Genomic DNA, 26,784 nt, shown 5'->3' with positions numbered 1-26,784 from the left:
AGGTCCCTTTTTCTCTCTCCTGACCCATCCTCATATTCCGGTTTTCTTTGCTATATTTACCGCTTTTTGAACCTATGGTAGCAAAAAGGCGCTGGATTTACTTTTTCCTTATTTTACTGAATATCCCTTTAGGACTCGCCACCAGGTGGGCACCTCAATATTTTCCCGACATCATACGCATATATGGAGGAGATGTGTTATCTGCCACCTGTATCTTTTTTGGCATCCGGTTCCTGTTCCCGGTTACTCCCCTGTGGAAAATTAGCATCAGCAACTACGTGGTTTGCCTGCTGATAGAAATACAGCAGCTGTACCAGGCAGAATGGGCAGTAAAGTTCCGTAACACACCTGCCGGTATCCTGCTGGGACATGGATTCCTGTGGAGCGATTGTGTATGTTATGCCGCAGGCACCCTGCTGGCGCTGGCCATTGCCTGGCTTGCAGAAAGAATAATTTGACCTATATTTATTTATAAACCTCAACACTATGCTGGTCGCCATCAAAATATTGGTTGCTTTTGTAATGCTGGAACATCTTTATATCCTTTGGTTTGAAATGTTTGCCTGGACCAGCAGGGGACCTAAAATATTCAAGCAACTGCCCCGGGAATTGTTTGTCCCTACCAAAGCACTGGCAGCCAACCAGGGCCTATACAACGGTTTCCTGGCAGCCGGCCTGGCCTGGACCTTCTTTATCTCCGACCCGGTGTGGAGCTTGCATGTGGCCACTTTCTTTTTAAGCTGTGTAACTGTTGCCGGTATATATGGAGCGCTTACCGCCAGTAAAAAGATCTTTTTCGTACAGGCGTTACCGGCGTTGATCACCTTGTTGCTGATTATATTTTATTAAGATAAAAATATGATAGAAGAATCAGACATACGGATAGGCAACTATGTATCTTACTTTGATTATAACATGGAAGAAACAGCCTTTGTAGTAGAAGGCGTCTTACAAGGCTTTGTCTATAACTCAGGACTGCCGCTCAGCAAACTGCCCTATGCAAAGGTAAACCCGATGGTGCTGGATGTGGACCTGCTGCTGAGATTTGGATTTATCAAAGGAGATCCCGACTACGGCGAAGATGAAAATGTATATTCCCTGAAATATAACCGGCTGCACAGTGTGCATATCAGGCATGAAAACGAAGTGTTTCAGCCACTTACAGATGCCGCAGAAGGACTGGTGCCATATGGCCGTGCCATTGTACATGTGCACCAGTTACAAAATCTTTTTCACGCAGTTACCCGCGATGAGCTGACCTTATTCGAATAAACTCACTTCCACTTTTCCGGTTTAAACAACACGGTGCCATCTCTTTTTATTACCCATGCGGTAACCGGGTTCACATGATATCCTCCCATGTCTGTTCCACGCGCCTGTATCAGTTGCTTTAATGAAGGCTGGCGATAGCCCGTGTCGTCTGTAGCGAGACTCATGATCTCTGTGGCTTGCCCGTCCCAGTACCAGAGATGGCGAAAATAGGTGTGTGCTTTGTCCATTACCGGTTCCTGCAACACTGCTTTTGACCAATGCTTCCCTGCATCGGTGCTGATTTCCACGCTATCAATTTTTCCGCGGCCGCTCCAGGCAATGCCTCTTATTTCTATCCAGCCCTTTTCCACCTGCTGCGGAAACGACGGATAGGTAATGATAGACCGGGCATCCATATCGAAGCTGAATTGCCGGATCTTATGATCCCGGATGGTTTCTGTGTATTTGGAAGTTTCTTCACGCGTCATAAAGGGTTGGTCCGACAATTCAATACGCCGGATCCACTTTATGTTGGTATTTCCTTCCCATCCCGGCAGGAATAAACGCGCGGGATAGCCCTGTTCCGGGCGAATGGCCTCCCCATTCTGCCCGTAGGCGATCATGGCGTCTTTCCAGCCCTTTTCCACCGGGATGCTGCGGGTCATTACTGCAGCATCGGACCCCTCTGCCAGGAACCAGGTAGCCTTTGGATGCACGCCCACTTCACGGAAAAGGGTGGACAGCATTACACCGGTCCACTCACTCTGACTCGTGAGGCCACAAATTTCCTGCGGCGTCATGGTTTCCTTGCCCGATCTGAAGTTCCCTGAGCACTCAATAAAGGCGATGCGCGATGTGGCCGGGAAACGCTTTAAATCGCGTAAAGTAAAGATCATAGGCCGCTCCACCATACCGTGAATCAGCAATTCGTACTTATCAGGGTGAATGAGTGGCACGCCGGCATGACTTCTTTCAAAATGTAGGTCCGACGGAGTGATAATGCCATACAAATCCTGCAGCGGCGTGCGGGAAGAAATATCGGAGGGCTTTTTCAGCGGCTGCTCAAATGGTGAGCGCGTTCCGAGTTTGCCCGGAAGTGTGCCGGTAATTTTGGTAGGATCTGTGTCAATAGTATCCTTTCCCGTGCTGATGCTGCCGGTACCACGCTGCACCCTGGAAGCGCCCATTAGTGCCGCAGCAGCGGAAACCGCCGCTGCTCTCAGTATTGTCCTTCTAGGTATCTTGTTGTCTTCCCCTGACATAATATTCATTTTACTTCGTTGCCACCACGACGGTCGTCGTTCACATAATATTTTTTTGCGGGCATTACAATATGAGACAGGTTTGTTGCATCCAGTTGCAGGGTGCTGTCGATGATATCGTTGCGATACAGCAGGAAGGCGGTAAGGCTATACACTTCTTCATTCGTGAGCGATCCCGGTGTATTAAAGGGCATAGCGCGGCGGATATAATCAAATACCGTGGTAGCATAAGGCCAGTAGTTGCCGATGGTTTTTGTGCGCACCGTATCGCTGAGCGTAGCCACCAGCCGGTTGGCCGTGGGCTCAGCGCCGGTTTCACCATGACAGGAAGCGCATTTGGCCAGGTAGATCACCCTGCCTGTTGCTGCATTGCCACTGCCGGCGGGCAGCCCCTTGCCATCTGGAGCAATGGAGATGTTCAGCGAATCGATTTGCCGGCGGGTGGCTGTTTTCCCAAATCCAAAATGTTCCGGCCAACCCGGTACCGGTGGCCGGGTGTTGGTATGGCAAGCCAGCATACCCAACACCATTACAACAGCCACCCGGTAACAGTTGGTTCGTTTTATCAACATAGCGCTTCTTAGTATTTTCCTGCCTGCAAGGTGCTGGGTGTCAACGTATACTCCCTGTTGATGCGATCCAGCACCACGTAAATGTTGTTCTTGTTTTCGTCCACGCCGGTGAGTACCACATGCGAACCATCGCTGGTGGAATATTTCACCGTAAAGCGTTTCCGGTTTTCCCAGGCAGGTGCGGCAGCATAATCTTTTGCCCTCCGGGCAGACAATGCAATGGGGGCTATCTTTAATGATTCATCACCTATATTTTTACGTGCTGCCGCCGGAATCCAGTCCTTCGCAGATTTGGCCGCTTCTTCACGCGCTGCCTTTTCCGCCGCCTTATCCACTACCACGCCACCATCACCGCCTACACCAGCGGTGCGGTTACGCCTGTCCGGAATGGGCTTATATTTATCTTCGAGGTAAAGTACTTTATTTACTTCATCTGCATAATAATGGAAAGCCCGCTGACCGCCGGCGAGACCGGTTATTTCAAAGGTGCGGTTCACATCGCGCTGCGGGTCGCCGCCGCCATTGGACAGATCCAGCGGGTGCGGCTTATTAACGCGGTAAGTAAAAGTAGACCAGTTCTCAAACGTGGCTTCCTGCCAGCGAACCGTATCGAGCGGCGAATACGGGATCACCTGTTCATTTAACCGGAATTCCGTTACCTGGTAGTTGCCACGTAATTCCTTTACGCCCGCCACCGATGGTTGTTTGTAAGGATCATACAGGAAATTGATCAGCTGCAGATAAAAAAGCACTCCCAGGAAAAGGAAGATGGTAGCTGATTTCAGCCCTATGCGGGTATAGCGTTGCCATCTCTCCGGAAAAACGGGATAATAATTTACCGGCACCGTGAAACGCTCCTGCACCAGCAAACGATAAATTTTAGGCACATCATTTACTAACAGTAACGCCGCCAGCAGTACGAAATAACTGCTGTATACATGCACGCCACCATCGTAGGCAAAGTTCACGTACACGATATCTCCCAACGCGGCAAACAACAAAACAGCACCCAGCGTAGTCGTTTTACGGAAAAATAAAAGTGCGCCTGCCGTTACTTCCACCACGCCCGCAAACACCTGGTACCAGGGTACAATACCGATAGACAACCAATAAATTTTCTGCGCAGTAAGATCCCCGAAGTTGGTATTTAAAATACCGAAAGATGGATACGGCATTTGTACCGGTAACAGCTTGGTAAACCCAAAGCCGATGATACCGATACCCGCACGGTATCTTACAACCACCCGCAGCCAGTACCACGCGGTATAATATTCTTTACGCGGCAGCTTGCGGGCTTTTACGATGCCAGTCCACACAAGACCGCCGGCTGTAGCTATTAACGCCGTAGTGATCCAGTTGGCATAGCCCAGCAGGGAACTGCCGAAGATGGTGTTGCCAAGGAAATTAATCCCGGAGCCAAAGCGCGCAATATCATACAAGTCGCGGTAGTTCAACTGCGTCCAGTCAAGCTGCACCAGTTGCTGGTACCACTCCACGCTATTGGGAACCGATAACGCAATGAAAAAAATAAAGGCGATGCGGAATAGTACCAGCTGGTATTCTTTCCAGGCCGGCAGCTGCGACAAAGGTGCACTGACAGCCGGCAACGCCACCGGGGCCGTATCCCTGATCACGGGTTCATCTGATAATGTTTGTGTGTTATGAGCCATGATAATTGGTTTAAAGTTTTAACTTCCTGTTTCGTCCTCCTCCGTTTGCCACTTCTTCCAACAGGTATTTCTTATTTACTTTTTCCAGTACTACATAGATAGAATCCCTGCTGTAGGTGGTTCCCGTGAGTATCACCCTGTTGTTATCCGGCCGCGAGTAGTGCAGCGACAAGGTTTCCGCCGACAGCCTGGGGTGCCTGTTTTGCAGGGTAAGCAGGTGTTGCGTAGTATCGGCGGCGTAACTGTAGTAATGCCTGCCGCTGGTACCTTCTATTTCGTATAGCCTTTCCGCGTTATCACGTTTCACCAGGTGCTGATTATTGGAATCTACCAATGCCGGTTTGTTGGTGCGGATGCTGATGGTGTTCCATTCTTCAAACACCACATTGCGCCAGCGAAGGGAATCTGTTAAAGAATAAGCAAGTGTATCGCCATTAACAATAAACGTGGCCACATTATATAACCCGCTGATAGCCGGTAACCCTTTGGTGGTGGGATATTGATAGGGATCGTATTTTGCGCCCACACCTGTTTTCACACCATAAATCACCACAAAGAAAAGCAGGAAAGCTGTTTTCAGGATCCACCTGCCGTTTTTACGGATGCCTTCAAACGCCGGTTTAAACGTAGCTGCTGCTGTAGGTTTTTGGAGAATGAGCAGACGGACAATCCGCTGCAGATCGAAGCTGAAGATAAAAAAGGCGTAGGTGATCAGCAGCAGGCTGTATACCTGGTCGCCGCCTTCGTATGCCAGGTTGGACATAAAGACATTACCACAAAAGATGAGGAACATGAAAGCGCCTACAGATGCGGTTTTACGGATCAGTAACAATACCGCTAAAAATATTTCCACACCGCCGAGGAATAGTTCATAGGAAGGAACGATGCCAAGACTGAGAGAAAACAACTTCCAGCGGTTAAAATCGCCGTACGGTGTATTCAGGCTGCTCAGCGAGGGATATGGCGCCTGCAATGCGTACAGCTTCAGGAAGCCATAGGCCAGCAGTGCCAGTGCCAGCCGGTACCGGAGAATCACGCGCAGCCAGTAAAAGGCTGCGTCGTAGGTGCGTGTCCGTTGGCCATCGGCGTAAGTCCATACAACGGCGCCCGCTACTGCAATGATCAGCAGTATGCCCCAGTCGGCATAGGTAGCAGGCCCCGCGCTGAAGCGCGTAGCATAATTGGCCAGGTTAAAGATATCTTCATAATGAAGGTTAAAAATGGGGGTAGAAAAAAGGTAACTGTAAAACTTCCAGTCGAGCGGCAACGCCTGCAACACGAAGTAAATAAAGATTACCCTGAACCCAATTTTTTCATAGTCTTTCCAGGCGGGTGTTTCCCCTATTGTGACATTACTCATTGGTGATTTGTTATAAGGTGATAAGATCAGTAACCATCATTCTGTTTCAGATTGCCGTTCGATAAGGTGACTTCGTTGGCCGGGATCGGAAATACATACAGCTGGGGATTCGTGATATTCAACACGGCGCCGGCGCGTTTAGTGCGTACCAGGTCGAACCAGCGGTGAGGCTCCAATGCGAATTCTATTCTCCGTTCGTTTTCAATGGCCAGCAGCAGGTCATTCTTAGCAATCAGTTCATTCACGGGTGAGAGCCCGGCCCTATCGCGGATAACGTTGAGGTCTTCGCGGGCCAGATCTGGTTTATCCTGTTGGGCGCGTGCTTCCGCGCGGATCAGGTAGAGTTCTGCTATGCGGATCACATAAGCCGGATCGGTGGCGGGGCTTCTGTAATAAAGGGTGCCATACCACAAACCGGCAGAGGTTTTAGCTACCAGTGCGTTGCGGTTGCCGCCTGTTTTCGGATCATTTACCAGCGTGATAAACGCATCTGATGGCGCCCATTGCCGCGTACCACCGTTGGCCGGCGGTTGCCAGTAGTTGCGGTGGCCGCTCAGGTAGGTAGCGCTGTACGACAGCTCAAATACCGATTCCTTTGTAGCCACGGCGCTGGCCGGGGAAAAGAAGGCGCTGTAAGGCTTGAGCAGCGTATAGCTTCTTGTGTCGCTAATTACTTTGGTGGCATAGGCTTCTGCCTGGGTCCAGTCCGACTGGTACAGATAGTAGCGTGCTTTCAGCGCCCAGGCGGTTTGCTGGTTTACCCTCACGGGGTTAGGCGCGCCTGTTTGAGACGGCGGTTGCAGCAGCGAGTCGGCCGCATTCAGATCGCTTAGCACCTGCTGGTATACCTGCGCCTGTGTGCTGCCTTTTACATCCAGCTTATCGGAAGCATTGAGTGTAGGCGTTAACGTTATTTGCACATTTCCCCAGGTGCGGGCAAGATCAAAGTAGCTCAGGGCGCGGATAAAGTACGCCTCTCCTACTGCCTGGTTCTTTTCCGTATCCGAAAAAGTAGCGTCCTGCAGGCCGGGTACTTTTGCAATCACGTTGTTGGCGCCGTTGATGGTAGCATAAATAGCCGCCCACACCGTTTGCAGGTTACCATTGTCCGCATTTATTTTATGGGTAATAAACTGCTGTATAACCGACTGGGAGCCGGTCCACTGCACATTATCGCCGGACAGGTAGCCGAAGGTCTGGAACAAAGCGCCGTAGTAACCGTCGCTGCCCAGCTTCCTGTACACACCACGCAAAGCCGTAGTGGCGGATGTTTTATCAATGATCGTTTGTTCGTCAGACACACTGTCCCGTGGTTCCACGTCGAGAAATTTCTTGCATGACAAGGCTGTCAGCGAAAGAAAGAAGAGCGATATATATTTCCGATATGCTTTCATACAGGAGAATTAAGAGCGTTTAAAGAGTTACGTTTAAGCCAAACTGCACGCTGCGTGGTTGCGGCGGCGTGCCAAGATCCAGTCCCTGTACGGTTTGTATACCCGTTACGTTTGATTCCGGGTCCAGCCCCGTGTATTTGGTCAGCAGCCAGAGGTTACTACCGATGAAGTATACACGCAGTAGCTGGATATGCAGTTTTTCACTGACAGACTTAGGAATGGTATATCCTACAGTGAGTGATTTAAGCCGCAGGAAAGAACCATCTTCCAGGAAGCGGTTGTTCTGATCGATGGTGTAGTTGAGACCATAAGCGGTGAGGCGCGGTACATTGGTGATGTCGCCGGGTTTCTGCCAGCGGTTGAGCTGATCCGCAAATAACACGCGGTTGGCATCGCGGGTGCCTCCTCCTTCTCCGAAAAATTTGTTCAGGTTGTATACGTCGTTGCCATACTGGAAGGATAACAATACACTCAGGTCAAAACCTTTATAGGAAACGGTATTGCTGAAGCCCCCATAAAATTTCGGCATGGCGTTGCCCATTACTTTGCGGGCAGATACCGGCAGCTTGCCATCTTTCTCGCCTTCAAAGATCGCGTTACCGGTTTGCGGATCCACGCCCAGCTGGTTGTACAGCCAGAAAGAGTACATGGGTGAACCTTCCTGCATGATGATCCAGTCGCGGTTATACTGGTATATCGGCGTTGGCAGTTTTTCAATGCGGTTGGTATTGCCGGCAATATTCAGGCTGCTTGTCCAGGTGAAATTACGGGTACTGATATTAGTTGTATTGATCCCGATTTCATACCCTTTATTACTGATTTCACCGGCATTGCTATAGATCGACGTAAAGCCCGAAACGCCTGCTTTAGGCAGTTGCAGCAGTACATCGCTGGTGTATTTGTAGTATACATCTGCAGTGATATTGATACGGCCGTTGAGTAATCCGAGATCCAGTCCGCCATTGAACTGGCTGGTTTTCTCCCAGCGTAGGTCGGGGTTTGGCAACTGCAGGGGTGCGGTGCCTGGCTGATCGCCGGTACTGTTGTCGGGGTAGCCTGCACCGCCGGACCACAGCCCTTTTGCCGCGAAGTTGCTGATGCCGGATTGATTCCCCGTGATGCCGTAGCTGGCGCGTACTTTCAGATCGCTGATGCTGTTCACCGACTTCAGGAAGTTTTCTTCCTTGAGCCGCCAGGATGCACTTACAGAGGGGAAGTATCCCCATTTATAGTTGTCGCCGAATTTGGAGGAGCCGTCTGCGCGGATGCTTGCTTCAAAATAATATTTACCTGCATAGTTGTAATCGATCCTGGAGAAGAACGACGACAATGTGCTGCGGGTCCATGTTTGCGCAGCGGTGCGGGTTGCGGCCGCAGAAATATATTTATAAGAATTGTTAGGGAAGCCGGTTCCCTGTGCAGAGGTTAATGTTTCCGTATTACTCTGGATGGTGTTGCCTACCAGTACGCCGAAGAAATGTTTTTCTCCTGCATGTTTGCGCCAGGTAAGTGTTTGTTCATTGATCCAGGAGGTGTTTTGTGTAATGGCGGAAGTGGCCAAACCGTTGGTGGGACTGGCGCCCAGCTGGGTGAGGTTATTCCAGTATTCGGATTCGTTATAGTTATTGTAATCGATGCTGATGTTGCTGTGAAACTTCAGGTCCGGCAGCAGTGTGGCATCGAGGTAAAGGTTTCCGATATAACGGAGGCTTGTGGTGTGTACGTCGTAGTTATCGATGAGTACTTGTACGTTATCAAAGCCTGCCCACCGTGCCGGTGTACCGTCGGGATTTGTTTCCGGGAGATAGGTGGGCGTATGCAAGGCTGCCTGCAACAGGCCACCCTGCGGGCCATCGCCAGCGCGGCCCTGGCTGCGGAAGCTGCGGGAGAAGCTGTTGCTGGACCCGATGGTTACCTTGTCATTCACCCGTTGATCGATGTTCAGTTTAAAGCTGGCCCTTTCAAAGGAGATGGGCCGGAGGATAGATTCCTGTTTGGAATAGCCGCCGCCGAAATAATACTTGGTTTCACGGTTACCACCGGAAAGGGACAGGTTATAATTCTGTAGCGGGGCTGTCTGAAAAATTTCCCCGAGGCGGTCGTAGGTTTGCTGATCCTGCGGCAATCCCCTGGGTGCAGGCGATTTATCCGGATTGTCCGTCAGCGCGCGGAAGGGCTGGTAGCTGTATTTGGTGATGCCTGCTTTGTCGCTGAGAGCCGTGGCGTCGGCCAGGGAGTTGCGGTAAAACTCATTGACCAGCGTAGCATGTTCCGGGCCGGTGGTGAGGTCCCACATTTTGGGCGCCCAGGCTACACCAGCCGATACATCTGCCGTTACTTTTGCTTTGCTGTTATAGTTGCCGCGGCGGGTAGTAACGATCACTACGCCGTTGGCGCCCCGGGAGCCATAAATGGCTGTTGCGCTGGCATCTTTCAATACCTCTATATTTTCAATATCAGCAGGATTGATATCTGCCAGCGGGGAGCTCGAGCGGCCGCCGGTATTCACCGTTTGCAGGCTGGAGTTATTCATAAATACACCGTCGATGATATAGAGCGGGTCATTATCGGCGTTGATGGAGGTAGTACCGCGTACCCTTACAAATACGCCATCGCCGGGAACACCGGTATTGGAATTAATTTGCACCCCTGCGGCCCTGCCCTGCAGCTGTGCGTCGAAGCTGGCTACCGGCACCGTTACCACGTCGCTGCCTTTTACGGAGGAGATGGCGCTGGTAAGGTCCCTTCTTTTCTGTGTACCATAACCTACTACCACCACGTCGTTCAATTGTGTACTGAGCTCTTCCAGGGCGATATTGCCTGCATTGGATTTATCGGCATATACTTCTCTGAGTTTATAACCCAGGGAAGAGATCTGGTAGATGACCGGCACTTTCTGACCGGTGAGGAAGGCGAATTCCCCGTTAGCGCTGCTTTGCACCTCATGGGTGGTGCCTTTGATATGCACAATAGCGCCGGCGATAGGTTGCTGTGATTTGGCGTCGATAATCCGTCCTGAAAGTGAAATGTTGTTTTGAACAATGTTCCTGTGTACAGGTTTGGTGGTATCTGCGCTGTGAGGTGCGCGCAATTCCTGCGACCATGCGGTAGCCGCCAGCAGCAGCCCGCAGCTGCATGCAATAGCAATTTTCATTATCTTTACTTTGGTATGAAAAAATGAGGCCGGTGAAAGCAGGTAACTGCAATCACTGTAAAATGTCTCCAACAGCCTTGATTACCAGCCGGAACTGCGTCAACAGTTCCGGCCTTTTTATTTCTGATTGATGCGTCCTAACATCGGTTTGCTGCAAATGCTACACAGCAACTATTCCTCATTAACTGTAATGATGTTTCCATGTCGGTATTATTTTGAAAGATAAACGGGGTATGTCAACAGGTGGATGAGTTTCCCCTAAAGCGGACCCGGAAAGCCTACGAAGCACAATAATACAATATTTTTTGAAAAGTCTATAATTTTAGTAGACTAATTAAAAAATAATACGGCAACCATCTGCGCATGAAGTTTGTTGACCTATGTATGATCATTTTTTTACAAAAAAGGAATACCATGACCAACAACACTTCTCTTATTCCCAATCCCGTTACATTGGATGAACTATGTATCAATACACTGCGTTTTTTATCGGTAGATGCCGTACAGAAAGCAGACAGCGGGCATCCGGGGCTGCCATTGGGAGCTGCGCCGATGGCCTATGTATTATGGACCCGGTTCCTGCGTCATAATCCATCCGATCCGCATTGGTTTAACCGCGACCGGTTTGTATTATCGGCCGGACATGGCTCTGCCTTGTTATATAGTTTGCTGCATGTTACGGGGTATGATTTGCCATTGGAAGAGCTGAAGCGGTTCCGTCAATGGGGCAGTAAAACACCGGGGCATCCTGAAAGGGGTTTGGCACCGGGCGTGGAGGTAACTACCGGTCCGCTTGGACAGGGATTTGCCAACGGTGTTGGCCTTGCGATGGCAGAAGCTTACCTGGCAGCAAAGTATAACCGTCCGGGTGATACGGTAATAGACCACTACACCTATGCGCTGGTGAGTGATGGCGACCTGATGGAAGGCGTGGCATCCGAAGCCGCTTCCCTCGCCGGTCATTTACGGCTGGGCAAGCTGATCTATTTGTATGACGATAACCGGATTACCCTGGCATCTGCCACACCGGTTACCTTTACAGAAGATCATGCAAAACGGTTTGAATCGTACGGATGGCATACCCAAAAGGTAGCCGATGGCAATGACCTGGAAGCAATTGATGAAGCCATCCGTATGGCGCAGGCAGAAACAGAGCGGCCTTCCATCATCCTCGTGCGCACGCGTATTGGTTTTGGTTCTCCCAAACAGGATACCACCGGTGCGCATGGTTCCCCACTGGGCCCTGAAGATGTAAAACTCACGAAAGAGAAACTTGGCTGGCCGGTGGAACCGGATTTTTTAGTGCCGGCGGAAGCCCTGGATCATTTTCGTGCAGCCGTAGACGTTGGCAAAACATTATCTTCCAAATGGGAAGAGCAAATGATCATCTACGGACAAAAATACCCGGAGCTGGCCAAAGAATTACGCTCGCTGATACATGACCATATTCCGGAAGACTGGGATAAGGACATTACGCCGTTTGCCGCTGATGCCAAAGGACTGGCCACCCGCGCCGCTTCGGGGAAAGTGATGCAGGCGTTTTTCAAACATCTTCCTGGTTTCATCGGTGGCTCAGCAGATCTTAACACGTCCACCAATACAGAATTAAAGGACGCCGGTAATTTTGAAAGTCCGGCGATGGAACATGGCGACCTGCAGGGCGCCGCCGGCGGTGTATGGGGCTACGATGGCAGAAATATCCAGTATGGAGTGCGGGAACACGCTATGGGCGCTATTTCCAACGGCCTGGCAGCACATGGCGGCATCATCCCCTACTGCGCCACCTTCCTCACCTTTTCCGATTATATGCGGCCATCGATCCGGCTGGCGGCTCTTTCAGAATTGAAAGTGATCTTTGTGTTTACGCACGACAGTATTGCTATGGGAGAAGACGGTCCTACCCACCAGCCGGTGGAACTGCTGGCCGCACTCCGCGCCATTCCCCGCCTGGTAGTGATCCGTCCGGCAGATGCCAACGAAACGATTGCAGCGTGGCAGATAGCGATCCTTGAACCGGACAAACCGGTAGCGCTGATCCTCTCCCGCCAGGCGGTGCCTACCCTGGATCGCAGCAAATATGCAGCTGCCAATGGGTTACGCTATGGCGGTTACATCCTCGCAGATGCGCCTGACGCAAAGCCTGAGCTGATCCTGATAGCCACCGGCGCCGAAGTGGACTTAATTGTAGCTGCGCAGGAGAAACTACAGTCATTTAACATCGCCGTGCGCACCGTATCTATGCCCAGCTGGGAACTGTTTGAAGCGCAATCTCCGGCTTACCGCGACCAGATACTTCCCCCCGATGTAACAAACCGGATTGTAGTGGAAGCAGGTATTTCACAGGGATGGCACCGTTATGCGGGCGATAAGGGTGAGATTATATCCATTGATCACTTTGGCGCCTCCGCACCGGGACCAGTATTGCTGCGTGAGTTTGGATTCACGGCAGATAATATTTGTGAACGCGCACTGGCCTTACTAAAAAAATAACCGCAACAAATGAAGAAGCTGGTGGTATTTGACCTGGATGGAACGTTGGCACAGAGTAAATCTGCTATTGATGAAGAAATGAGCGGACTATTATATTCATTGCTAACAGTGGCCAGGGTGGCGATTATTTCCGGCGGCGCCTGGCCACAGTTTGAGCAGCAGGTGCTGGCAAAACTGCCTGGCCAAAAAGGGCTGGAACGGCTATCTATTCTCCCTACCTGTGGCACACAGTTTTACGCGTACAATGGTAAGTGGGATAAATTATATGCGGAAGATTTCACCGCAGCAGAAAAAGAGAAAATCACCAGCGCTTTGAATGAAGTGGTAAACACCCTGGGATATAAAGCTGCCAAGCTTTGGGGGCCTGCCATAGAAGACCGTGGCAGCCAGATCACCTTCTCTGCATTAGGACAGGAAGCCCCGCTGGAGGAAAAGAAAAAGTGGGATCCTGATTTTGCAAAAAGGCAAAAAATGAAAGCCTTGCTGGATGGTATCATCCCGGAGTTTTCTGTAAGCCTGGGCGGCACTACCTCGGTGGATATCACCAGGCATGGCATCGACAAAGCTTACGGCATCCATAAACTCAGGGATATTTTAGGGATCACTATTGAAGAAATGTTGTTTGCAGGAGACGCCATTTTTCCAGGCGGCAATGATTACCCCGCAAAGGAAACAGGCGTAGCCTGCATCAAAGTGCGCGACCCCGACGAAACCAAACGCGTAATTGAAGCGGTTATAGCCTGCTATACAGGATAAGCCAGCAATTCATTCAACAACTCAGTTAAGCTGATGCTTCCGGTGGCAATCACTTCATCACCGGCGCCATAATAAATATACAGGGTATCGTTGAATACGACTGTGCCGGTAGGGAAACAAACATTATCCACATCTCCCCTGATTTCCCAATCCCGCTCCGGCGCCAATATGGGATAAGGTAACCGTGCAATTTCTTTCGCAGGATCATTGAGATCGAATAAGGCTGCGCAGCCCACATATACGTAGCCTTGCGGGGTTTCATGCACGCCGTGGTAAATGAAAAGCCAGCCGTGCGGGGTTTCCACCGGCGGACAACCGGCGCCCACATAACTCATTTCGTGTTTATACTTTGGCGTTAGTATGATATGGTCGCGGAGATGGAGATAATAATCTTTCCAGAAATCCGCCGTAAGATCAGATAGTTCGTTTACCGAAACCAGTTGTATGTGTGGTTTTATGCGGTGCAGAAAATAAAACCGGCCATTAATTTTTCTGGGGAAAAGTACTACATCCTTATCCCATAAACGCGGATTAAAATCGTTGTACAGGATATATTTTTCATCCAGCGGGCCATTGGTTTCCGCAAGCCGTTTAAATTCCGCGTAATCCATTTGCGCTACTATCAGCCCGTGTTTTTCAAACTTTACACCATCGGAGGAAGTGGCCAGCGCGGCGCAGGCGCTCACACCGTCGTAAGCAGTGTACGTGAGATAGTATACCCCATCGATACACACAATGCGGGGGTCTTCCAGCCCTTTTGCTTCGTAGTCGTGTTCAGGAAACAGAATGGGTTTATCCAGGCGTTGTTCAATCGTAAGCGGGTCGCTTAATTTACAAAAACCGATGCTGGAGTGATTGCCTTTCTGTACTGCCCTGTAGTAAAAAAGCACCTCGTTTCCCGCCCTGATAGTGGCGGGATTCAGCACGCCTTCGTTTTCAAACTCGAGATTGGTTTGTTTCAGCAGTATGCCTTCTTTTCTGATCCGTATCATAATTCCCGGTTTCCGTTTGGGTAAAACAATTATCTGTCTGTCAGCAGGGAAACTTTATATTTTGGATAGTCTACCAACAGCTTGTAAAAGATAATATTTTTTGCTGATCCGGAAACGATTACCTTATAAACGCCTTTTCTTCCGGTAGCAGCCCAGGCGTACCGGAGGCTGTCGTTCTGCACTTTTAATTCCTGTTCCTTGCGCCAGATATACAGTTGCTGATTTACCAATTCCTGCGCCCTTTCAGGGGTGGCGAAAACGGCGTCTACCTCCTGCTGATAGCGGCTACTCCAGTTGCTGCCATATCTTGCCTCCATCTTTCTATTCGCCACGTTATTGACACGGGCTACGCTGTCGATAAGCGTTTGATCAACGGTACACTCCCCTACTGTATAAAAAGCAAAGCCCCATTTCCGGGCGATGGTTTGTTCCACCTGAACCCTTTCAATATCGGGGAAGCCGTAAGTGAGGAAGCAGATCTTTTCTTCCGTATGGTTGTTTTGCGGCTGTGCCAGGCTAGTAAAGGAGATGAGTAGGAAGATGGCGAATGCGGATAGGGATTTCATTGTGGTGCGTTGGAGATTTCAAAAGTTGCCAGCAACTCATCGACTTCAGAACCGTAGTGGCTGGTAAACCGATACCTTCGAGCCTGTAGCAATGCCTTATAGGCTTCCTCCCGTTTATTTTCTTTCAGGTATACGAGTGCCAAATTACGGTAAGCATATGAATTACCTTTATGCAGGTCAAGGGACTGAAGGATATGTTCCGTCGCTTTTTGTACAAAGCCCTGTTGGAGCAAAACAAATCCTTTATTGTTATAGGAGTATGCGAAATCAGGATTCAGGCTAATAGCCTTATCCAAGTACCTGATTGCTTCATCATAGTCACCAGCATTGGCCAGAAAAAAACCAATGTTATTTAACACCGGAACATTATCGGGTTGTTCAGCCAATATCTCTTCTAATATTTCTAATGCCCGGACGTGGTGTCCGTTAGCGTCTAAACAGCTGGCCAGATTTTGCTTATTGGCAGCAGCTTCCGGCTCTTGTTTAACGGCCTGTTCTAAATATGGTTGTGCATTTTCATAGCTAAGTTCTTTCATCAACGCATAACCTAAAAGGCTATTTGCATCCACATTATCCGGATCGATTTCGAGCACATGGTTACAGTATTCCCGTAGTAGCTCGTAATGGTTTACTTTTGAAAAATAAACTGCCATCCGGAGCCATGAAGCAATCTTTTTCTTTTCTGAAATGGGAAATCCGGAAAGCCAATTGAACCATCTGCTACGAAAGGGCTTACTTCGAGGCATCATGGCAACGCTGCTAATATCCATCTGTATATCAGATTGCCATTTTTTATCAATGTATTCGAGGTAATCTTCAAAAATAAGTCCGACGCTTTCCATCTGTTTCCTGCAGACTCCCTGGATACTTAGCATGGCGAGCAGTAAATGTTCGGGGGAAAGATGACTGTGTTTCAGTTTAACCTGTAATACCACGGCACTATTGACCATTTCCTCGGCCTCAAGTGTTAGTGGTATGCTATCTTTTACCATGCCAGCTCCTTTTATTGGTTCCCATCCATTACTCTTCAACCGTGTTACTAACAAATGAATGTCAGTCTCCTCCAACGGTAGCGGGAAATGGGTTAATTCCAGAATAGCCAGCAGTAAAAGTCTGCTATCGATATAATAAATCTTATTTTGAACGCTAAGCTCCCTGGCAATGGTGGTCACTAACTTAAACTTTTCATCCTGATCTGGTAGCATATAGAGATTATCAATAGATGATGACTATTACAAATATATACCAAATATAACTAATGTAAATATCCGGGCATAAAAAAAGGACGAACCGATGTAACTCGTATTCGTCCTTTAGTTGGTGACCTCATCTGGATTCAAACCAGAAACCTTTTGATTCGTAGTCAAATGCTCTATTCAGTTGAGCTATGAAGCCGTTTTCCCGTTTCGGGATTGCAAATGTAGAACAATTTTTTATTCTAACAAATTATTTTTCAATTTTTTATACCTGAAAGCTTTTCTCCAGATTTTTTTCTTTTGACAGAAAATGCTGCAGTTAATGCAGCATTTCTGTCTTTTGGTGACCTCATCTGGATTCAAACCAGAAACCTTTTGATTCGTAGTCAAATGCTCTATTCAGTTGAGCTATGAAGCCATTCCCTGTTTGGGATTGCAAATGTAGGATTTGTTTTAAATTAAACAAAAAAAATTAAAACTATTTTTCTGAGACTACCGTTAACGGGTATACGTGATTTGTATAGGTAGCTGTAAAGGTCTGCCATCAACAGATAGCAGGGATTAAAGGGACCTGGCCTGTTCATTTGGTTCAAATAATTCAACCAGGTTTCCTGAAGGATCCTGCAATAGAATTTGTTTACCCCCGGCGCCTGTCACCAGCTCATTGCGAAAACGTGCATCCTTTGTTTTCAATGTTTCAATGAACGCCTCCAGGTTAATTACTTCCAGTTGGATCCGGTTCCATCCGCCCGGTGCAGGCGCGGTACCATCAGGCATCGATTGTCCGGCGCCTCCAAAGCCCGGCTCATTCAGGTACAAGTGAAGGCTTCCTTTTGATAGCTTTGCAAAACCCTGCGCAGCCTGCATGTCGACCGTAAATCCGAGTAGCTCTTTATAAAATGGTACAGTGGCGGCTACATCTTTTACGATATAACGAACACCATAAAAAGCTACAAGTTCATTGTGCTTGTCCATAGCATGCGGTATTTGATTTATGAAAAACGCTATTTCACTTTCCTTTCGGACGAAGCGCCAGTCCGCTTAAAGTAGCGCCGGTCAGTGCCAGTACAAGTGCCACAATGGCTCCGGCTTTTCCACTGCCTGAACCAAAAACAGCACCGGCAGAAGTGCTGAGATGTAGAACACTGAGGATAATGGCTATTGCTCCCAGCGACAACGCAATAATAGCTGCTGTTGGTTTATTCTGCCTGTTTCCGGTGAGATGTGTTGAACGGGAACGGGCTTTAGCCCGCCATCCCATAATTAAACTAATGAGTGCGATGATCGCGCCAACCAGGGCCTGGGCCCGCCCGGTGGTAATGCCGCTGACAGCCGGTGAAGTTCCATCTGGTGTTGTTTGTGAAAATACTTTTTCCGTTGTCAAAATAAACAATCCAATAAAGAAAATGAATGGAATATGCTTTTTTATGAAGGTCTTGCGCTGTAAGTTCATAAGGCTCTTTTTTTACAAAGCTACTGTTGGTGCAATCAACAAAATTGTAAAATCGCGACATGTTTCAGCCTCCGGGTCAGGGATTGAATTCTTCAAACGCCCGGTAATCAGCCGCATCTTTCTGATGCGTGAAAAAAGCTTTGGGATTATATCCTGAAAATAACCGGAAGTCGTGGATAAAATGGGACTGATCGTAATATCCGCAACTGTACGCCATTTCCGTGAGCGATACCGGCCGTTTCTCAAACCCTTTTATAACTGCATTGAAACGGGCAATCCGTTGGAATTGTTTAGGACTGTACCCCGCATAATGAATAAATTTTCTTTCAAACTGCCTGCGGGACAAATAGCACTCATCCGCCAATGCAGGAATAGACAAGGCTGTGGAAGACATCAGGATCTGTCTTATCGACGTAAAAACAGGACTCGCTGTTTCCGCGCTCTTCGCCAGCCGCTGCAAAATAAATTGAGAAATGAGTGTTGCACGTTGCCGGTGATCAGACGCCGCGAATACTTTTTGCTCGAGCAACTGTCCTTCTCTTCCGAGCAGTGTTTCTGTATCCACTGTTTGATCACTCAGCACATGGGCTGGTAAACCAAAAATACCGGGGATTGCATAAGGAAAAAGGTATACACCGAACAAACAGAAATCGTTCAAAGTATATAGTTTTCTAAAATGCTGCAGCTGTCCCGATAAACAGGAGAAAGAAGTTTTGTGCCGGTCGTCGCCCACCCCGTAAGCCTCGAATTGTCCTTTGCAATAAAATATCCATTCCGGTGAACTCTCGGCCAGCACCCGGTGATGGAATGGCTTTTCAGCTGTAGCTGAACCTTCCAGTACCCAAAAGAACTGAATGTATTCCGCAAGTTTGACCGGGGGCGGAATTGTATAATAGTTCATATGTAATACGGTGTTGGACTCAATGTTTATTACTTATTTTACTTGATTTGACGACGGACTTTCCTGCCTCGTTTATAAGCAGGAATATCAACATCATCGTCATAGCAAAATCAGTGCGGTATTATTTGTTTTGCATAGGCAAATTGTTTAAAAGCTATCAATTCGTTTTTACTGATAAATGCGGATTTGTTATTTCGAACCGGGAACAGTTATTGGGAAGAAGTTTCACTGGCAATTTTAACATTACCGGAAGTGTTACGCGTTCTGAAAAATCACTATACAAGAAAAGAAATAGGCGGAATCCCTTATTGGTAAGGAATTCCGCCTTGTGACCCCGTCAGGATTCAAACCTGAAACCTTCTGATCCGTAGTCAGATGCTCTATTCAATTGAGCTACGGAGCCATGTGTTTATGAATGGATGCCAAAGGTAGGAGATTTTTCGAAAATCCCAAATAGTTATCAAAAAAATTTCTGCAATCTTCTGATTTACACTTACTTTTACACCAATTGCTTAATTATTAAACGAAGTGAAAATTCAACTCTGGAGCATAGGAAAAGAACATGATCCCTACATCAGGGATGGGATGGCTGTTTTTCAGAAAAGACTGCAGCATTACGTGGATTTTGAAGTAAAACTAATCCCTACGGTAAAGCAGGCTGCCAGTTTATCGGTGCCGGAATTGAAAAAACAGGAAGCAAAAATTATCCTGGATATGTTACAGCCTACCGATTTTCTGCTTGCGCTGGATGAGAAGGGAAAGATGATGACCACTGTGCAGTTTGCCGACTTCCTGCAGCAACGCAACAATGCAGGTACACGTCAGCTGATCATATTAATTGGCGGTGCGTTTGGTATCGATGATGCCGTGTTGCAAAGGGCGCAACTGAAAATGTCTTTATCCCCGCTTACTTTTCCGCATCAGCTGGTGCGTCTTATTTTTGCTGAACAACTGTATCGTGCTTATACAGTTTTAAACAGAGAAAAGTATCATCATCAATAAGTACCTTTACCACCTAAATAAACCGGTTATATGACGCTTTCCATCAGTTTGATTATTATCATTATTACCTGTCTTGTTTCCTATACTGCCCTTAAGAACTATGACCAGCTGGACAAGATGAGCCTGCAACCGTACATGGTAAAGCGTTACAAACAATATTACCGCTTCATTACTTCAGGGTTTGTGCATGCCGATTTTCAGCATCTCATTTTCAATATGCTCACATTATTTTTCTTTGGCCCTGCCATTGAAAATTTATTCATGCAGCTTTTTCACAGCAAGCTGGTTTATATTTTATACTATCTATTGGGAATCATTGTTGCAAATATCCCATCTTACATAAAACACCGTAACAACTCCAGTTATTCTTCGCTGGGAGCTTCGGGAGCTATTTCTGCGGTGGTGTTTTCAGCCATCATGATAGATCCGTGGAATACGATCTTTTTGTTTTTCATCCCCATCCCTGCTGTAATTTATGGCGTTTTATTCCTCGCTTTGTCAGCGTACATGTCGAGAAAAGGCGGCGATAATATCAATCATGATGCACATATGTGGGGCGCGCTATTCGGTATCGTATTTCCACTGATTTTCCATCCAGAACTGGGCGCCTATTTCCTGGAGATGCTCAAGCATCCAAGATTCGGACGATAAATGAAACCGCCGGCTGTGTTGGTATTCCACTCCGCCGGCTATTTCTTATTTCGCAAAAGTAATACTAAGTACTGCTTTCGTTTTGGGCGTAATCTTCACGCGGTCATCCACCCGCATACCTACCAGCCACACGATACGTTTGTTTGATTCCAGCACCCATACATTTTCTTTTTGCGGCATTGATAATTTCTGATCAATCAGGAAACGGCTTACCTTTTTCTTTTTGGGCATGCCCAGCGGGTAAAAGTAGTCGCCTTGTTTCCACTTTCTCAGGATCAACGGGAAGCTAACCTGTGCCGCATCCAGCCAGGCTATTTCCGGCGACGCAGGAATACCGGCGTTGCCCCGCTCCTGCTCACGGACCTGTAATTGTCCGCCGCCAAAATGAATATGCTGCTGTCCGGGTTCAATCACTACCAGCGGCGATGCTGCTGTTGCCAGCGGGGTAATAAGCAGCCACTGACGGTTGCGCACAATGCGGTGACTGGCCGTATCCACATACCTGCCGGATTCACTTTCCATCAACGATAATACCTGCTGCGTTTGTGCGGATGAACAGCCAAAAGTCCGGAACAGCTCCCAGGCGATTGTTTGCAGCGGGATCGTTTTCTGCAGCTTCAATACGGGCACCATCCAGGTGTTCCCCTGCTGGAACAGCAGGCGTTTACGGTGCTTCGCCAATGCTTCCTGGTAAAGGATCTCCGCTTCCCTGATCCGTTCAATAGTAGCCGACATATTTTTCACAACACCAGGAAAGGCTTCCTGTAATCGCGGAATCACCTGGTGACGGAAATAATTACGTGTATACTTGTCAGTTATATTGGAGCTATCTTCTACAAAAGAAATATTATTCATGGCGGCATACGCTATGAGCCGGTCTTTCTCCGTAAATAATAACGGGCGGATCAGGCGTTCCTGTTTGGGCAGAATGCCATGCAGCCCGGCAATACCGGTACCTTTGGCGAAATTCATCAATGCTGTTTCCACACTGTCCTGCATATGGTGGGCGGTGGCAATATATGCGTATCCTTCCGCAGCGCGTACTTCTTCCAGCCATTGATAACGCAGTTCACGAGCGGCTACCTGTATGGTTACACGATGCCGGGCCACATAAGCATTGGTATCGAATTTTACTACGTGCAGCGGCAGTTCCAGTGTTGCTGCCATGTTCCGTACAAAAGCTTCATCCCGCTCAGATTCCTCACCCCGCAGCTGAAAGTTGCAGTGGGCAATACCGGCGCGGTAACCGGCATTTTTAAACAACCAGGCCATTACGATGGAGTCCACCCCGCCACTTACGGCCAGCAGCACCTTTTGCGCAGGATCAAATAATTGCCGGCCGGAGATATAAGCAGTGAAATCAGTTATTAGATGTTGAGGCATGCGTTGTTTGTTGGATTAATAATATCAGTATATCAGGTCTTCGTAGGCCGACTGTAATTCGTTGTATGCATGTCTTTCATTACCTGCTTTGGCCATAGCCATGCCTTTTTCATAGGTGCTGATGGCGGCGGCATTATCACCGGCACGTTCCAGTAACTTCCCCAGGTGATAATAAGAACCTACATAGCCCGGTTCATGGGCCAGCAGTTCTTCAAACAACTGCCTGGCGGTTACATCGTCGTTGAGCTTAATGTATTCCAGCGCCAACGCATGTTTCAGGAAGCTGTCGTTTGGTGTGGCTACCAGGAACTGCTTTATTTGCGCGATTCTGTCCATTCGTTTGTTATTATTTAATTGTACAATATGTCAATCTCTCACACTGATTAAAATCATCTTCCCTCCCTGCGGTTGGCGTATATTATTTAGATATATTTGCTATTACCGCATTTTAAAACAAAACAGTTTAAGGCCATGAAGATTTTAGTATGTATCAGCAAAACTCCGGACACGACTGCAAAAATAGCTTTCACGGACAATAACACGAAATTCAATGAGGCTGGTGTACAGTTTATTATTAATCCGTACGATGAATGGTATGCATTGGTAAGGGCGCTGGAGCTGAAAGAAACCATAGGGGCTGACGTGCATCTTATTACGGTAGGTGGTGCAGATTGTGATCCGGTTATCCGCAAGGCACTGGCTTTGGGCGGAGACGAGGCTTTCCGTATAAATGCGGATAGTGCTGACAGTTACTATATTGCGTCGCAGATAGCTGCGCATGCAAAGGATAAACAATACGATATTATTTTTACCGGGAAGGAAACCATTGACTTTAATGGCTCCGGTATAGGCGGTATGGTGGCAGAGCTGCTGGAATTGCCCTATGTATCCATTGCTGCTAAATTTGACCTGAATGGTACCGTGGCTACCGTTAACAGGGAAATAGAAGGCGGAGAAGAAGTGTGCGAAGTATCGCTGCCAGTAGTTGTTTCCTGCCAGAAGGGAATGGCTGAAGCCCGGATCCCCAATATGCGCGGTATTATGGCCGCCAGAACCAAGCCCCTCACTGTGGTGGAACCTGTTGCTGCAGACGCCCTCACTTCCGTAGTAAGCTTTGAACTGCCTCCTGCAAAGGCCGGCGTTAAACTGATCAGTCCTGATAACGTGGAAGAACTGGTGAAGTTGCTGCACGAAGAAGCAAAAGTGATCTAAGGGTAAACTATCTCTCAACTACTAATCAAATTATTCATGTCTATATTAATATTTGCCGACCAGGCACAGGGTAAAATCAAGAAAGCGGCGCTGGAAGCCGTACAATATGGCGCTAAAGTGGCTGAACAGCTGGGTACTACTGCTACTGCACTGGTACTGGGCCCTGTTGATGCTGCTGAACTGGCCGCACTGGGCAACTATGGCGCACAAAAGGTACTACACGCAGCAGATGCCCGCTTACATGAAGTAGAAAGCATTGTATATACCAAAGCTATTGCCGAAGCAGCCGAAAAAGAAGGCAGTAAGGTGCTTGTCTTCCCTCATAACTTTGATGGTAAAGCCATTGCGCCGAGGGTATCTGCCCGGCTGAAAGCCGGTCTGGTGGCAGGCGCCATTTCCTATCCGGATACTACCAATGGATTTGTGGTAAAGAAAAACGTGTTCTCCGGTAAGGCATTTGCCCATATCAATATTACATCTGATAAGAAGGTGATTGCCATTATACCCAATACCTTCCCTGTGAACCCCAGCACTGCTACTGCTACAGTAGAAGCCTTTTCTCCGGCTATCAGCGATGCTGATTTTAAAGTGAAGGTGGTTAAAACTGAAACGGTGAGCGGTGAAGTGCCTTTAACGGAGGCAGAAGTAATTGTAAGCGGCGGCCGTGGTATGAAGGGTCCGGAAAACTGGGGCATCCTGGAAGACCTGGCAAAGGCACTGGGGGCTGCAACAGCAAGTTCCCGTCCGGTAGCCGACGCCGGCTGGCGCCCGCACCATGAACATGTGGGTCAGACTGGTTTAACCGTGCGCCCCAATCTTTATATCGCGGTGGGCATTTCCGGGGCTATTCAGCACCTGGCAGGCGTAAACGGCAGTAAGGTCATTGTGGTGATTAACAAAGATCCGGAAGCTCCTTTTTTCAAAGCCGCAGATTATGGCATAATAGGTGATGCATTTGAAATAGTGCCTAAGCTTACGGCAGCCGTCAACAAGCTGAAACAGAGCTAAGCAACCGGATTACGGTATAAGAATTACGAATGAAGTATTCAATTTTTAAGATCGTGTTGATTTTTCATTCGTAATTCCTGTACCGTAATTCTTATATCATAGATTTATCATTATAGATTTTTTTTAGATAAGGAATATTTTTCTAACTTCACGGTCTTACAAACTATTCAGCGACAACGCAAGACAGATATGAGAAAAATAGAACTGGAAATAGTTGCTTTATCGCACAGCATTACGCAGACTCATTCATATGCCGTGGTACTGGGAGAAGTAAACGGATTGCGCCGTTTGCCTATTGTGATTGGTGGCTTTGAAGCGCAGGCGATTGCAGTAGCTCTGGAAAAAATGCAACCCAGCCGGCCTTTAACACACGACCTGATGAAAAACTTTATGAACGCCTTTAATGTAGAATTACAGGAGGTGGTCATCAGTAATCTGCAGGAAGGCATCTTTTACTCAAAGCTTATCTGTTCTAACAACGACGAAACCATAGAGATAGATTCCAGGACATCGGATGCACTGGCCCTCGCAGTTCGCTTCGGATGCCCTATTTATACTTTCGAGAATATCCTCAACAGCGCAGGGATACTGCTGGACGACCCTGCCGGTAAAAAGACCAATAAGCCGGTTACCCCTACTATTTCGGAGCATGAGAAAGGTGTGGAAGATGACCTGAAAGCACTGAATGTAGAGGAGTTAACTACCTTGTTACAGGAAGTACTGGAACAGGAAGACTACATCCGGGCCATCGCTATCCGCGATGAGATCAACAGCCGCAAAAGCAAATAACTTTTCATTTTATATACTCCCTGCAGCCGGCGGTGTAAAAACTGTAGCTGTTGGCTTGCCGTGCAACTATGATTGTATTTCCAAACTGCAAAATAAACCTGGGCTTACATGTTACCGGTAAACGCCCCGATGGCTTCCACAACCTGGAAACCATCTTCTATCCCCTGCCTGTTAATGATGCGCTGGAGGTAATTACGCATACTGAACTTCAATTTGAGAGCACGGGTATCCCGGTGCCTGGTGATGCAGCCGATAACCTTTGTATACGGGCTTTTCAGTTATTGCAGTCGGACTTTCCGCAGTTGCAGCCGGTAAACATTCATTTGTTGAAAAATATACCCATTGGCGCCGGCCTGGGTGGAGGTTCCGCAGATGCCGCCTTCATGTTGCAACTGCTGAACCAGAAATACCAGCTGGGGCTTCCGGAAGCTGCGCTGGTTGACTATGCGGCTCAACTGGGGAGTGACTGCCCGTTCTTTATTGTCAATAAACCTTGCTATGCCACAGGGCGTGGAGAAATCATGGAGCCGGTGACACTGGACCTCTCCGGCTACTCGTTTTTGCTGGTGCATCCGGGTATTCATGTAAATACGGGGTGGGCATTTAGGCAGCTTGTTCCCGGCGCGCCGGTTCACCCGCTGCGGGAAATGATCCAGTTACCGGTGGAGGAATGGAAAGATATGGTGTCAAACGATTTCGAGGCGCCGGTATTCCAGGCACACCCGGTGCTGGAGGGGATAAAGGAACAAATGTATTCGTCCGGGGCGCTTTATGCGTCGATGAGTGGCAGCGGTTCCGCGATATTCGGGATATATCCTAAAAACAAAATAGCTGACATCCTGTGGGATGCCAGCTACCGGGTATTTACTATCAGGTAAGTCTTACTTTACAGAAGCTACCAGTGCTTTAAATGTTTCTGGTTCATTCATAGCCAGATCAGCCAGAACTTTTCTGTTCAGGTCGATGCTTTTGCCGGCTAATTTGTTCATAAACACAGAATAGGTCAACCCTTCTGCTCTAACAGCAGCGTTGATACGGGCGATCCACAGCTGGCGATAGTTTCTTTTCTTTAATTTACGGCCAACATAGCTATAAGTGAGTCCTTTTTCAAGAACGTTCTTCGCTACGGTGTACACATTTTTTCTTTTACCGTAGAAGCCTTTGGCTTGCTTTAAGATCCTTTTTCTCCGGGCTCTTGAAGCTACGGCATTAACTGAACGAGGCATTTGCTTTGTTTTTTCTCAGGTTATAAAATTCGATTCTTTTGACAGATACTAGCGCATTCCGAGCATTCTCTTAACCAGGTTAAGATTTGCTTCGTGAACCAGTGTACTACCTCTTAAGCTACGTTTTCTTTTCGTAGATTTTTTGGTCAGTAAGTGGCTTTTGAAGGCCATGAACCGCTTAATCTGTCCGTTCCCACCAACCTTGAACGTTTTCTTGGCACGGGAATGTGTCTTTACTTTGGGCATCTTACATCAAATTTGGTCTGCAAAGGTATGAAAATAATTTAATAAAGCACAGTCTCCTCTAAATAATTCAGCCCCCATCGCGAATGTGGATAACTTTTCTGATATTTTTTTACCCCCTTTAAGCAATTGACAATCAATTTTTCGCTAACCCATCCGGTCAACTTATCTGGCGCTTTATCATATTACGATTAATAACACTTTTTTTATTTCCCTATATTACATCTAATTTTAATCTTAATTCATTTATATA

General features: G+C 47.9%; 27 protein-coding genes and 3 tRNA genes. 11 read left to right on the top strand and 19 right to left on the bottom strand.

The window, feature by feature from the left end; all coding sequences use genetic code 11:
* The first annotated feature begins 74 nt into the window (after positions 1-74).
* Genes QFZ51_RS18455 through QFZ51_RS18445 form a run of 3 tightly spaced genes read left to right on the top strand, consistent with a single transcriptional unit; the run spans position 75 to position 1,272 of the window.
* Positions 75-458 (top strand): DUF2809 domain-containing protein, encoded by a 384-nt coding sequence (locus QFZ51_RS18455; RefSeq protein ID WP_429047865.1) that lies wholly within the window; start codon positions 75-77, stop codon positions 456-458.
* A gap of 28 nt (positions 459-486) precedes the next feature.
* Positions 487-849 (top strand): DUF1304 domain-containing protein, encoded by a 363-nt coding sequence (locus tag QFZ51_RS18450; protein ID WP_429047862.1) that lies wholly within the window; start codon positions 487-489, stop codon positions 847-849.
* Between the two features lie 9 nt (positions 850-858).
* Positions 859-1,272 carry a hypothetical protein gene (locus QFZ51_RS18445; protein ID WP_429047860.1) on the top strand — a complete coding sequence of 138 codons (414 nt, stop codon included), beginning with the start codon at positions 859-861 and terminating at the stop codon, positions 1,270-1,272.
* A 2-nt stretch (positions 1,273-1,274) separates the two neighbouring features.
* Here the strand turns inward: QFZ51_RS18445 and soxC are convergent, their stop codons facing one another.
* The 6 genes from soxC to QFZ51_RS18415 are packed head-to-tail and all read right to left on the bottom strand — an operon-like array spanning position 1,275 to position 10,663.
* On the bottom strand, positions 1,275-2,513 hold the full coding sequence (soxC, locus tag QFZ51_RS18440) for a sulfite dehydrogenase (RefSeq protein ID WP_429047858.1): 1,239 nt from the start codon (positions 2,511-2,513) through the stop codon (positions 1,275-1,277).
* Positions 2,514-2,518: 5 nt separating this feature from the next.
* Positions 2,519-3,085 carry a c-type cytochrome gene (locus QFZ51_RS18435; protein ID WP_429047855.1) on the bottom strand — a complete coding sequence of 189 codons (567 nt, stop codon included), beginning with the start codon at positions 3,083-3,085 and terminating at the stop codon, positions 2,519-2,521.
* Between the two features lie 8 nt (positions 3,086-3,093).
* Complete coding sequence (locus tag QFZ51_RS18430; RefSeq protein ID WP_429047853.1) at positions 3,094-4,755, bottom strand: hypothetical protein; 1,662 nt, start codon at positions 4,753-4,755, stop codon at positions 3,094-3,096.
* Positions 4,756-4,765: 10 nt separating this feature from the next.
* The gene (locus QFZ51_RS18425; protein ID WP_429047850.1) at positions 4,766-6,115 is read right to left on the bottom strand and encodes a DoxX family protein; all 1,350 of its coding nucleotides are present in this window, start codon (positions 6,113-6,115) and stop codon (positions 4,766-4,768) included.
* Positions 6,116-6,141: 26 nt separating this feature from the next.
* Positions 6,142-7,509 carry a RagB/SusD family nutrient uptake outer membrane protein gene (locus tag QFZ51_RS18420; protein ID WP_429047848.1) on the bottom strand — a complete coding sequence of 456 codons (1,368 nt, stop codon included), beginning with the start codon at positions 7,507-7,509 and terminating at the stop codon, positions 6,142-6,144.
* 19 nt (positions 7,510-7,528) lie between these two features.
* Positions 7,529-10,663: a SusC/RagA family TonB-linked outer membrane protein gene (locus QFZ51_RS18415; protein WP_429047845.1), complete on the bottom strand. Its 3,135-nt coding sequence runs from the start codon at positions 10,661-10,663 to the stop codon at positions 7,529-7,531.
* Positions 10,664-11,077: 414 nt separating this feature from the next.
* Between QFZ51_RS18415 and tkt the strand changes: the two genes are divergently transcribed.
* Both tkt and QFZ51_RS18405 read left to right on the top strand, forming a co-directional pair.
* A complete protein-coding gene (gene tkt, locus QFZ51_RS18410) occupies positions 11,078-13,153 on the top strand; it encodes a transketolase (RefSeq protein WP_429047843.1) in 2,076 nt (691 codons plus the stop codon).
* Positions 13,154-13,162: 9 nt separating this feature from the next.
* Positions 13,163-13,909, top strand: coding sequence for an HAD-IIB family hydrolase (locus QFZ51_RS18405; RefSeq protein WP_429047841.1), 747 nt, complete (start codon positions 13,163-13,165; stop codon positions 13,907-13,909).
* On the opposite strand, the gene QFZ51_RS18400 is transcribed toward QFZ51_RS18405, so the two are convergent.
* The 9 genes from QFZ51_RS18400 to QFZ51_RS18360 form a co-directional block, all read right to left on the bottom strand.
* Positions 13,897-14,901 carry a hypothetical protein gene (locus tag QFZ51_RS18400; protein ID WP_429047839.1) on the bottom strand — a complete coding sequence of 335 codons (1,005 nt, stop codon included), beginning with the start codon at positions 14,899-14,901 and terminating at the stop codon, positions 13,897-13,899. The two genes, QFZ51_RS18405 and QFZ51_RS18400, sit on opposite strands and share 13 nt — an antisense overlap.
* A gap of 29 nt (positions 14,902-14,930) precedes the next feature.
* Complete coding sequence (locus tag QFZ51_RS18395) at positions 14,931-15,467, bottom strand: hypothetical protein (RefSeq protein WP_429047836.1); 537 nt, start codon at positions 15,465-15,467, stop codon at positions 14,931-14,933.
* Positions 15,464-16,672: a tetratricopeptide repeat protein gene (locus tag QFZ51_RS18390; protein ID WP_429047833.1), complete on the bottom strand. Its 1,209-nt coding sequence runs from the start codon at positions 16,670-16,672 to the stop codon at positions 15,464-15,466. Before QFZ51_RS18390 ends, QFZ51_RS18395 begins: the two co-directional genes overlap by 4 nt.
* Positions 16,673-16,785: 113 nt before the next feature.
* Positions 16,786-16,862, bottom strand: a tRNA-Arg gene (locus QFZ51_RS18385).
* A gap of 142 nt (positions 16,863-17,004) precedes the next feature.
* Positions 17,005-17,081 (bottom strand) — tRNA-Arg (locus QFZ51_RS18380).
* 143 nt (positions 17,082-17,224) lie between these two features.
* On the bottom strand, positions 17,225-17,638 hold the full coding sequence (locus tag QFZ51_RS18375; protein ID WP_429047831.1) for a VOC family protein: 414 nt from the start codon (positions 17,636-17,638) through the stop codon (positions 17,225-17,227).
* A 34-nt stretch (positions 17,639-17,672) separates the two neighbouring features.
* Entirely contained in the window at positions 17,673-18,116 is a 444-nt protein-coding gene (locus QFZ51_RS18370) for a DUF6223 family protein (protein WP_429047830.1), read from the bottom strand.
* Positions 18,117-18,192: 76 nt separating this feature from the next.
* On the bottom strand, positions 18,193-19,017 hold the full coding sequence (locus QFZ51_RS18365) for a DUF6597 domain-containing transcriptional factor (protein ID WP_429047828.1): 825 nt from the start codon (positions 19,015-19,017) through the stop codon (positions 18,193-18,195).
* A gap of 329 nt (positions 19,018-19,346) precedes the next feature.
* Positions 19,347-19,420, bottom strand: a tRNA-Arg gene (locus tag QFZ51_RS18360).
* Between the two features lie 125 nt (positions 19,421-19,545).
* Between QFZ51_RS18360 and QFZ51_RS18355 the strand changes: the two genes are divergently transcribed.
* Together QFZ51_RS18355 and QFZ51_RS18350 are read left to right on the top strand one after the other, a co-directional pair.
* Entirely contained in the window at positions 19,546-20,019 is a 474-nt protein-coding gene (locus tag QFZ51_RS18355; RefSeq protein ID WP_079471812.1) for a 23S rRNA (pseudouridine(1915)-N(3))-methyltransferase RlmH, read from the top strand.
* Between the two features lie 30 nt (positions 20,020-20,049).
* Positions 20,050-20,670 carry a rhomboid family intramembrane serine protease gene (locus tag QFZ51_RS18350; RefSeq protein WP_429047825.1) on the top strand — a complete coding sequence of 207 codons (621 nt, stop codon included), beginning with the start codon at positions 20,050-20,052 and terminating at the stop codon, positions 20,668-20,670.
* 45 nt (positions 20,671-20,715) lie between these two features.
* Here QFZ51_RS18350 and tilS read toward each other — a convergent pair whose 3' ends face one another.
* The gene (gene tilS / locus QFZ51_RS18345; RefSeq protein WP_429047823.1) at positions 20,716-22,053 is read right to left on the bottom strand and encodes a tRNA lysidine(34) synthetase TilS; all 1,338 of its coding nucleotides are present in this window, start codon (positions 22,051-22,053) and stop codon (positions 20,716-20,718) included.
* 24 nt (positions 22,054-22,077) lie between these two features.
* Complete coding sequence (locus QFZ51_RS18340; RefSeq protein ID WP_429047822.1) at positions 22,078-22,389, bottom strand: hypothetical protein; 312 nt, start codon at positions 22,387-22,389, stop codon at positions 22,078-22,080.
* Positions 22,390-22,524: 135 nt separating this feature from the next.
* Between QFZ51_RS18340 and QFZ51_RS18335 the strand changes: the two genes are divergently transcribed.
* The 4 genes from QFZ51_RS18335 to ispE all read left to right on the top strand — a co-directional run bounded on the left by QFZ51_RS18335 (position 22,525) and on the right by ispE (position 25,940).
* Complete coding sequence (locus QFZ51_RS18335) at positions 22,525-23,265, top strand: electron transfer flavoprotein subunit beta/FixA family protein (RefSeq protein ID WP_370913402.1); 741 nt, start codon at positions 22,525-22,527, stop codon at positions 23,263-23,265.
* A gap of 36 nt (positions 23,266-23,301) precedes the next feature.
* Positions 23,302-24,273 carry an electron transfer flavoprotein subunit alpha/FixB family protein gene (locus QFZ51_RS18330; protein ID WP_429047819.1) on the top strand — a complete coding sequence of 324 codons (972 nt, stop codon included), beginning with the start codon at positions 23,302-23,304 and terminating at the stop codon, positions 24,271-24,273.
* A 189-nt stretch (positions 24,274-24,462) separates the two neighbouring features.
* Positions 24,463-25,062, top strand: a complete 600-nt coding sequence (locus QFZ51_RS18325) for a bifunctional nuclease family protein (RefSeq protein ID WP_079471804.1) — start codon at positions 24,463-24,465, stop codon at positions 25,060-25,062.
* Between the two features lie 68 nt (positions 25,063-25,130).
* Entirely contained in the window at positions 25,131-25,940 is an 810-nt protein-coding gene (ispE, locus tag QFZ51_RS18320; protein ID WP_429047818.1) for a 4-(cytidine 5'-diphospho)-2-C-methyl-D-erythritol kinase, read from the top strand.
* A gap of 3 nt (positions 25,941-25,943) precedes the next feature.
* Here ispE and rplT read toward each other — a convergent pair whose 3' ends face one another.
* Entirely contained in the window at positions 25,944-26,288 is a 345-nt protein-coding gene (gene rplT / locus QFZ51_RS18315; protein ID WP_370913399.1) for a 50S ribosomal protein L20, read from the bottom strand.
* Between the two features lie 48 nt (positions 26,289-26,336).
* On the bottom strand, positions 26,337-26,534 hold the full coding sequence (gene rpmI, locus QFZ51_RS18310; protein ID WP_079471802.1) for a 50S ribosomal protein L35: 198 nt from the start codon (positions 26,532-26,534) through the stop codon (positions 26,337-26,339).
* Between the last annotated feature and the right edge of the window lie 250 nt (positions 26,535-26,784).

It is taken from the genome of Chitinophaga sp. W3I9, from assembly GCF_050434025.1.
Lineage (GTDB): Bacteria > Bacteroidota > Bacteroidia > Chitinophagales > Chitinophagaceae > Chitinophaga.
Note: the sequence above shows the minus strand (reverse complement) of the source record. Positions and strands in the feature narration are given on the sequence as shown.

Coding starts and splice junctions, on each gene's coding strand:
- QFZ51_RS18390 (WP_429047833.1), bottom strand. CDS start 16,672: ATGCTACCAGATCAGGATGAAAAGTTTAAGTTAGTGACCACCATTGCC.
- QFZ51_RS18445 (WP_429047860.1), top strand. CDS start 859: ATGATAGAAGAATCAGACATACGGATAGGCAACTATGTATCTTACTTT.
- soxC (WP_429047858.1), bottom strand. CDS start 2,513: ATGTCAGGGGAAGACAACAAGATACCTAGAAGGACAATACTGAGAGCA.
- QFZ51_RS18340 (WP_429047822.1), bottom strand. CDS start 22,389: ATGGACAGAATCGCGCAAATAAAGCAGTTCCTGGTAGCCACACCAAAC.
- QFZ51_RS18375 (WP_429047831.1), bottom strand. CDS start 17,638: ATGGACAAGCACAATGAACTTGTAGCTTTTTATGGTGTTCGTTATATC.
- QFZ51_RS18425 (WP_429047850.1), bottom strand. CDS start 6,115: ATGAGTAATGTCACAATAGGGGAAACACCCGCCTGGAAAGACTATGAA.
- QFZ51_RS18450 (WP_429047862.1), top strand. CDS start 487: ATGCTGGTCGCCATCAAAATATTGGTTGCTTTTGTAATGCTGGAACAT.
- rpmI (WP_079471802.1), bottom strand. CDS start 26,534: ATGCCCAAAGTAAAGACACATTCCCGTGCCAAGAAAACGTTCAAGGTT.
- QFZ51_RS18365 (WP_429047828.1), bottom strand. CDS start 19,017: ATGAACTATTATACAATTCCGCCCCCGGTCAAACTTGCGGAATACATT.
- QFZ51_RS18430 (WP_429047853.1), bottom strand. CDS start 4,755: ATGGCTCATAACACACAAACATTATCAGATGAACCCGTGATCAGGGAT.
- ispE (WP_429047818.1), top strand. CDS start 25,131: ATGATTGTATTTCCAAACTGCAAAATAAACCTGGGCTTACATGTTACC.
- QFZ51_RS18455 (WP_429047865.1), top strand. CDS start 75: ATGGTAGCAAAAAGGCGCTGGATTTACTTTTTCCTTATTTTACTGAAT.
- QFZ51_RS18400 (WP_429047839.1), bottom strand. CDS start 14,901: ATGATACGGATCAGAAAAGAAGGCATACTGCTGAAACAAACCAATCTC.
- QFZ51_RS18370 (WP_429047830.1), bottom strand. CDS start 18,116: ATGAACTTACAGCGCAAGACCTTCATAAAAAAGCATATTCCATTCATT.
- QFZ51_RS18405 (WP_429047841.1), top strand. CDS start 13,163: ATGAAGAAGCTGGTGGTATTTGACCTGGATGGAACGTTGGCACAGAGT.
- QFZ51_RS18395 (WP_429047836.1), bottom strand. CDS start 15,467: ATGAAATCCCTATCCGCATTCGCCATCTTCCTACTCATCTCCTTTACT.
- QFZ51_RS18415 (WP_429047845.1), bottom strand. CDS start 10,663: ATGAAAATTGCTATTGCATGCAGCTGCGGGCTGCTGCTGGCGGCTACC.
- QFZ51_RS18350 (WP_429047825.1), top strand. CDS start 20,050: ATGACGCTTTCCATCAGTTTGATTATTATCATTATTACCTGTCTTGTT.
- QFZ51_RS18435 (WP_429047855.1), bottom strand. CDS start 3,085: ATGTTGATAAAACGAACCAACTGTTACCGGGTGGCTGTTGTAATGGTG.
- QFZ51_RS18330 (WP_429047819.1), top strand. CDS start 23,302: ATGTCTATATTAATATTTGCCGACCAGGCACAGGGTAAAATCAAGAAA.
- rplT (WP_370913399.1), bottom strand. CDS start 26,288: ATGCCTCGTTCAGTTAATGCCGTAGCTTCAAGAGCCCGGAGAAAAAGG.
- QFZ51_RS18325 (WP_079471804.1), top strand. CDS start 24,463: ATGAGAAAAATAGAACTGGAAATAGTTGCTTTATCGCACAGCATTACG.
- QFZ51_RS18335 (WP_370913402.1), top strand. CDS start 22,525: ATGAAGATTTTAGTATGTATCAGCAAAACTCCGGACACGACTGCAAAA.
- QFZ51_RS18420 (WP_429047848.1), bottom strand. CDS start 7,509: ATGAAAGCATATCGGAAATATATATCGCTCTTCTTTCTTTCGCTGACA.
- tilS (WP_429047823.1), bottom strand. CDS start 22,053: ATGCCTCAACATCTAATAACTGATTTCACTGCTTATATCTCCGGCCGG.
- tkt (WP_429047843.1), top strand. CDS start 11,078: ATGACCAACAACACTTCTCTTATTCCCAATCCCGTTACATTGGATGAA.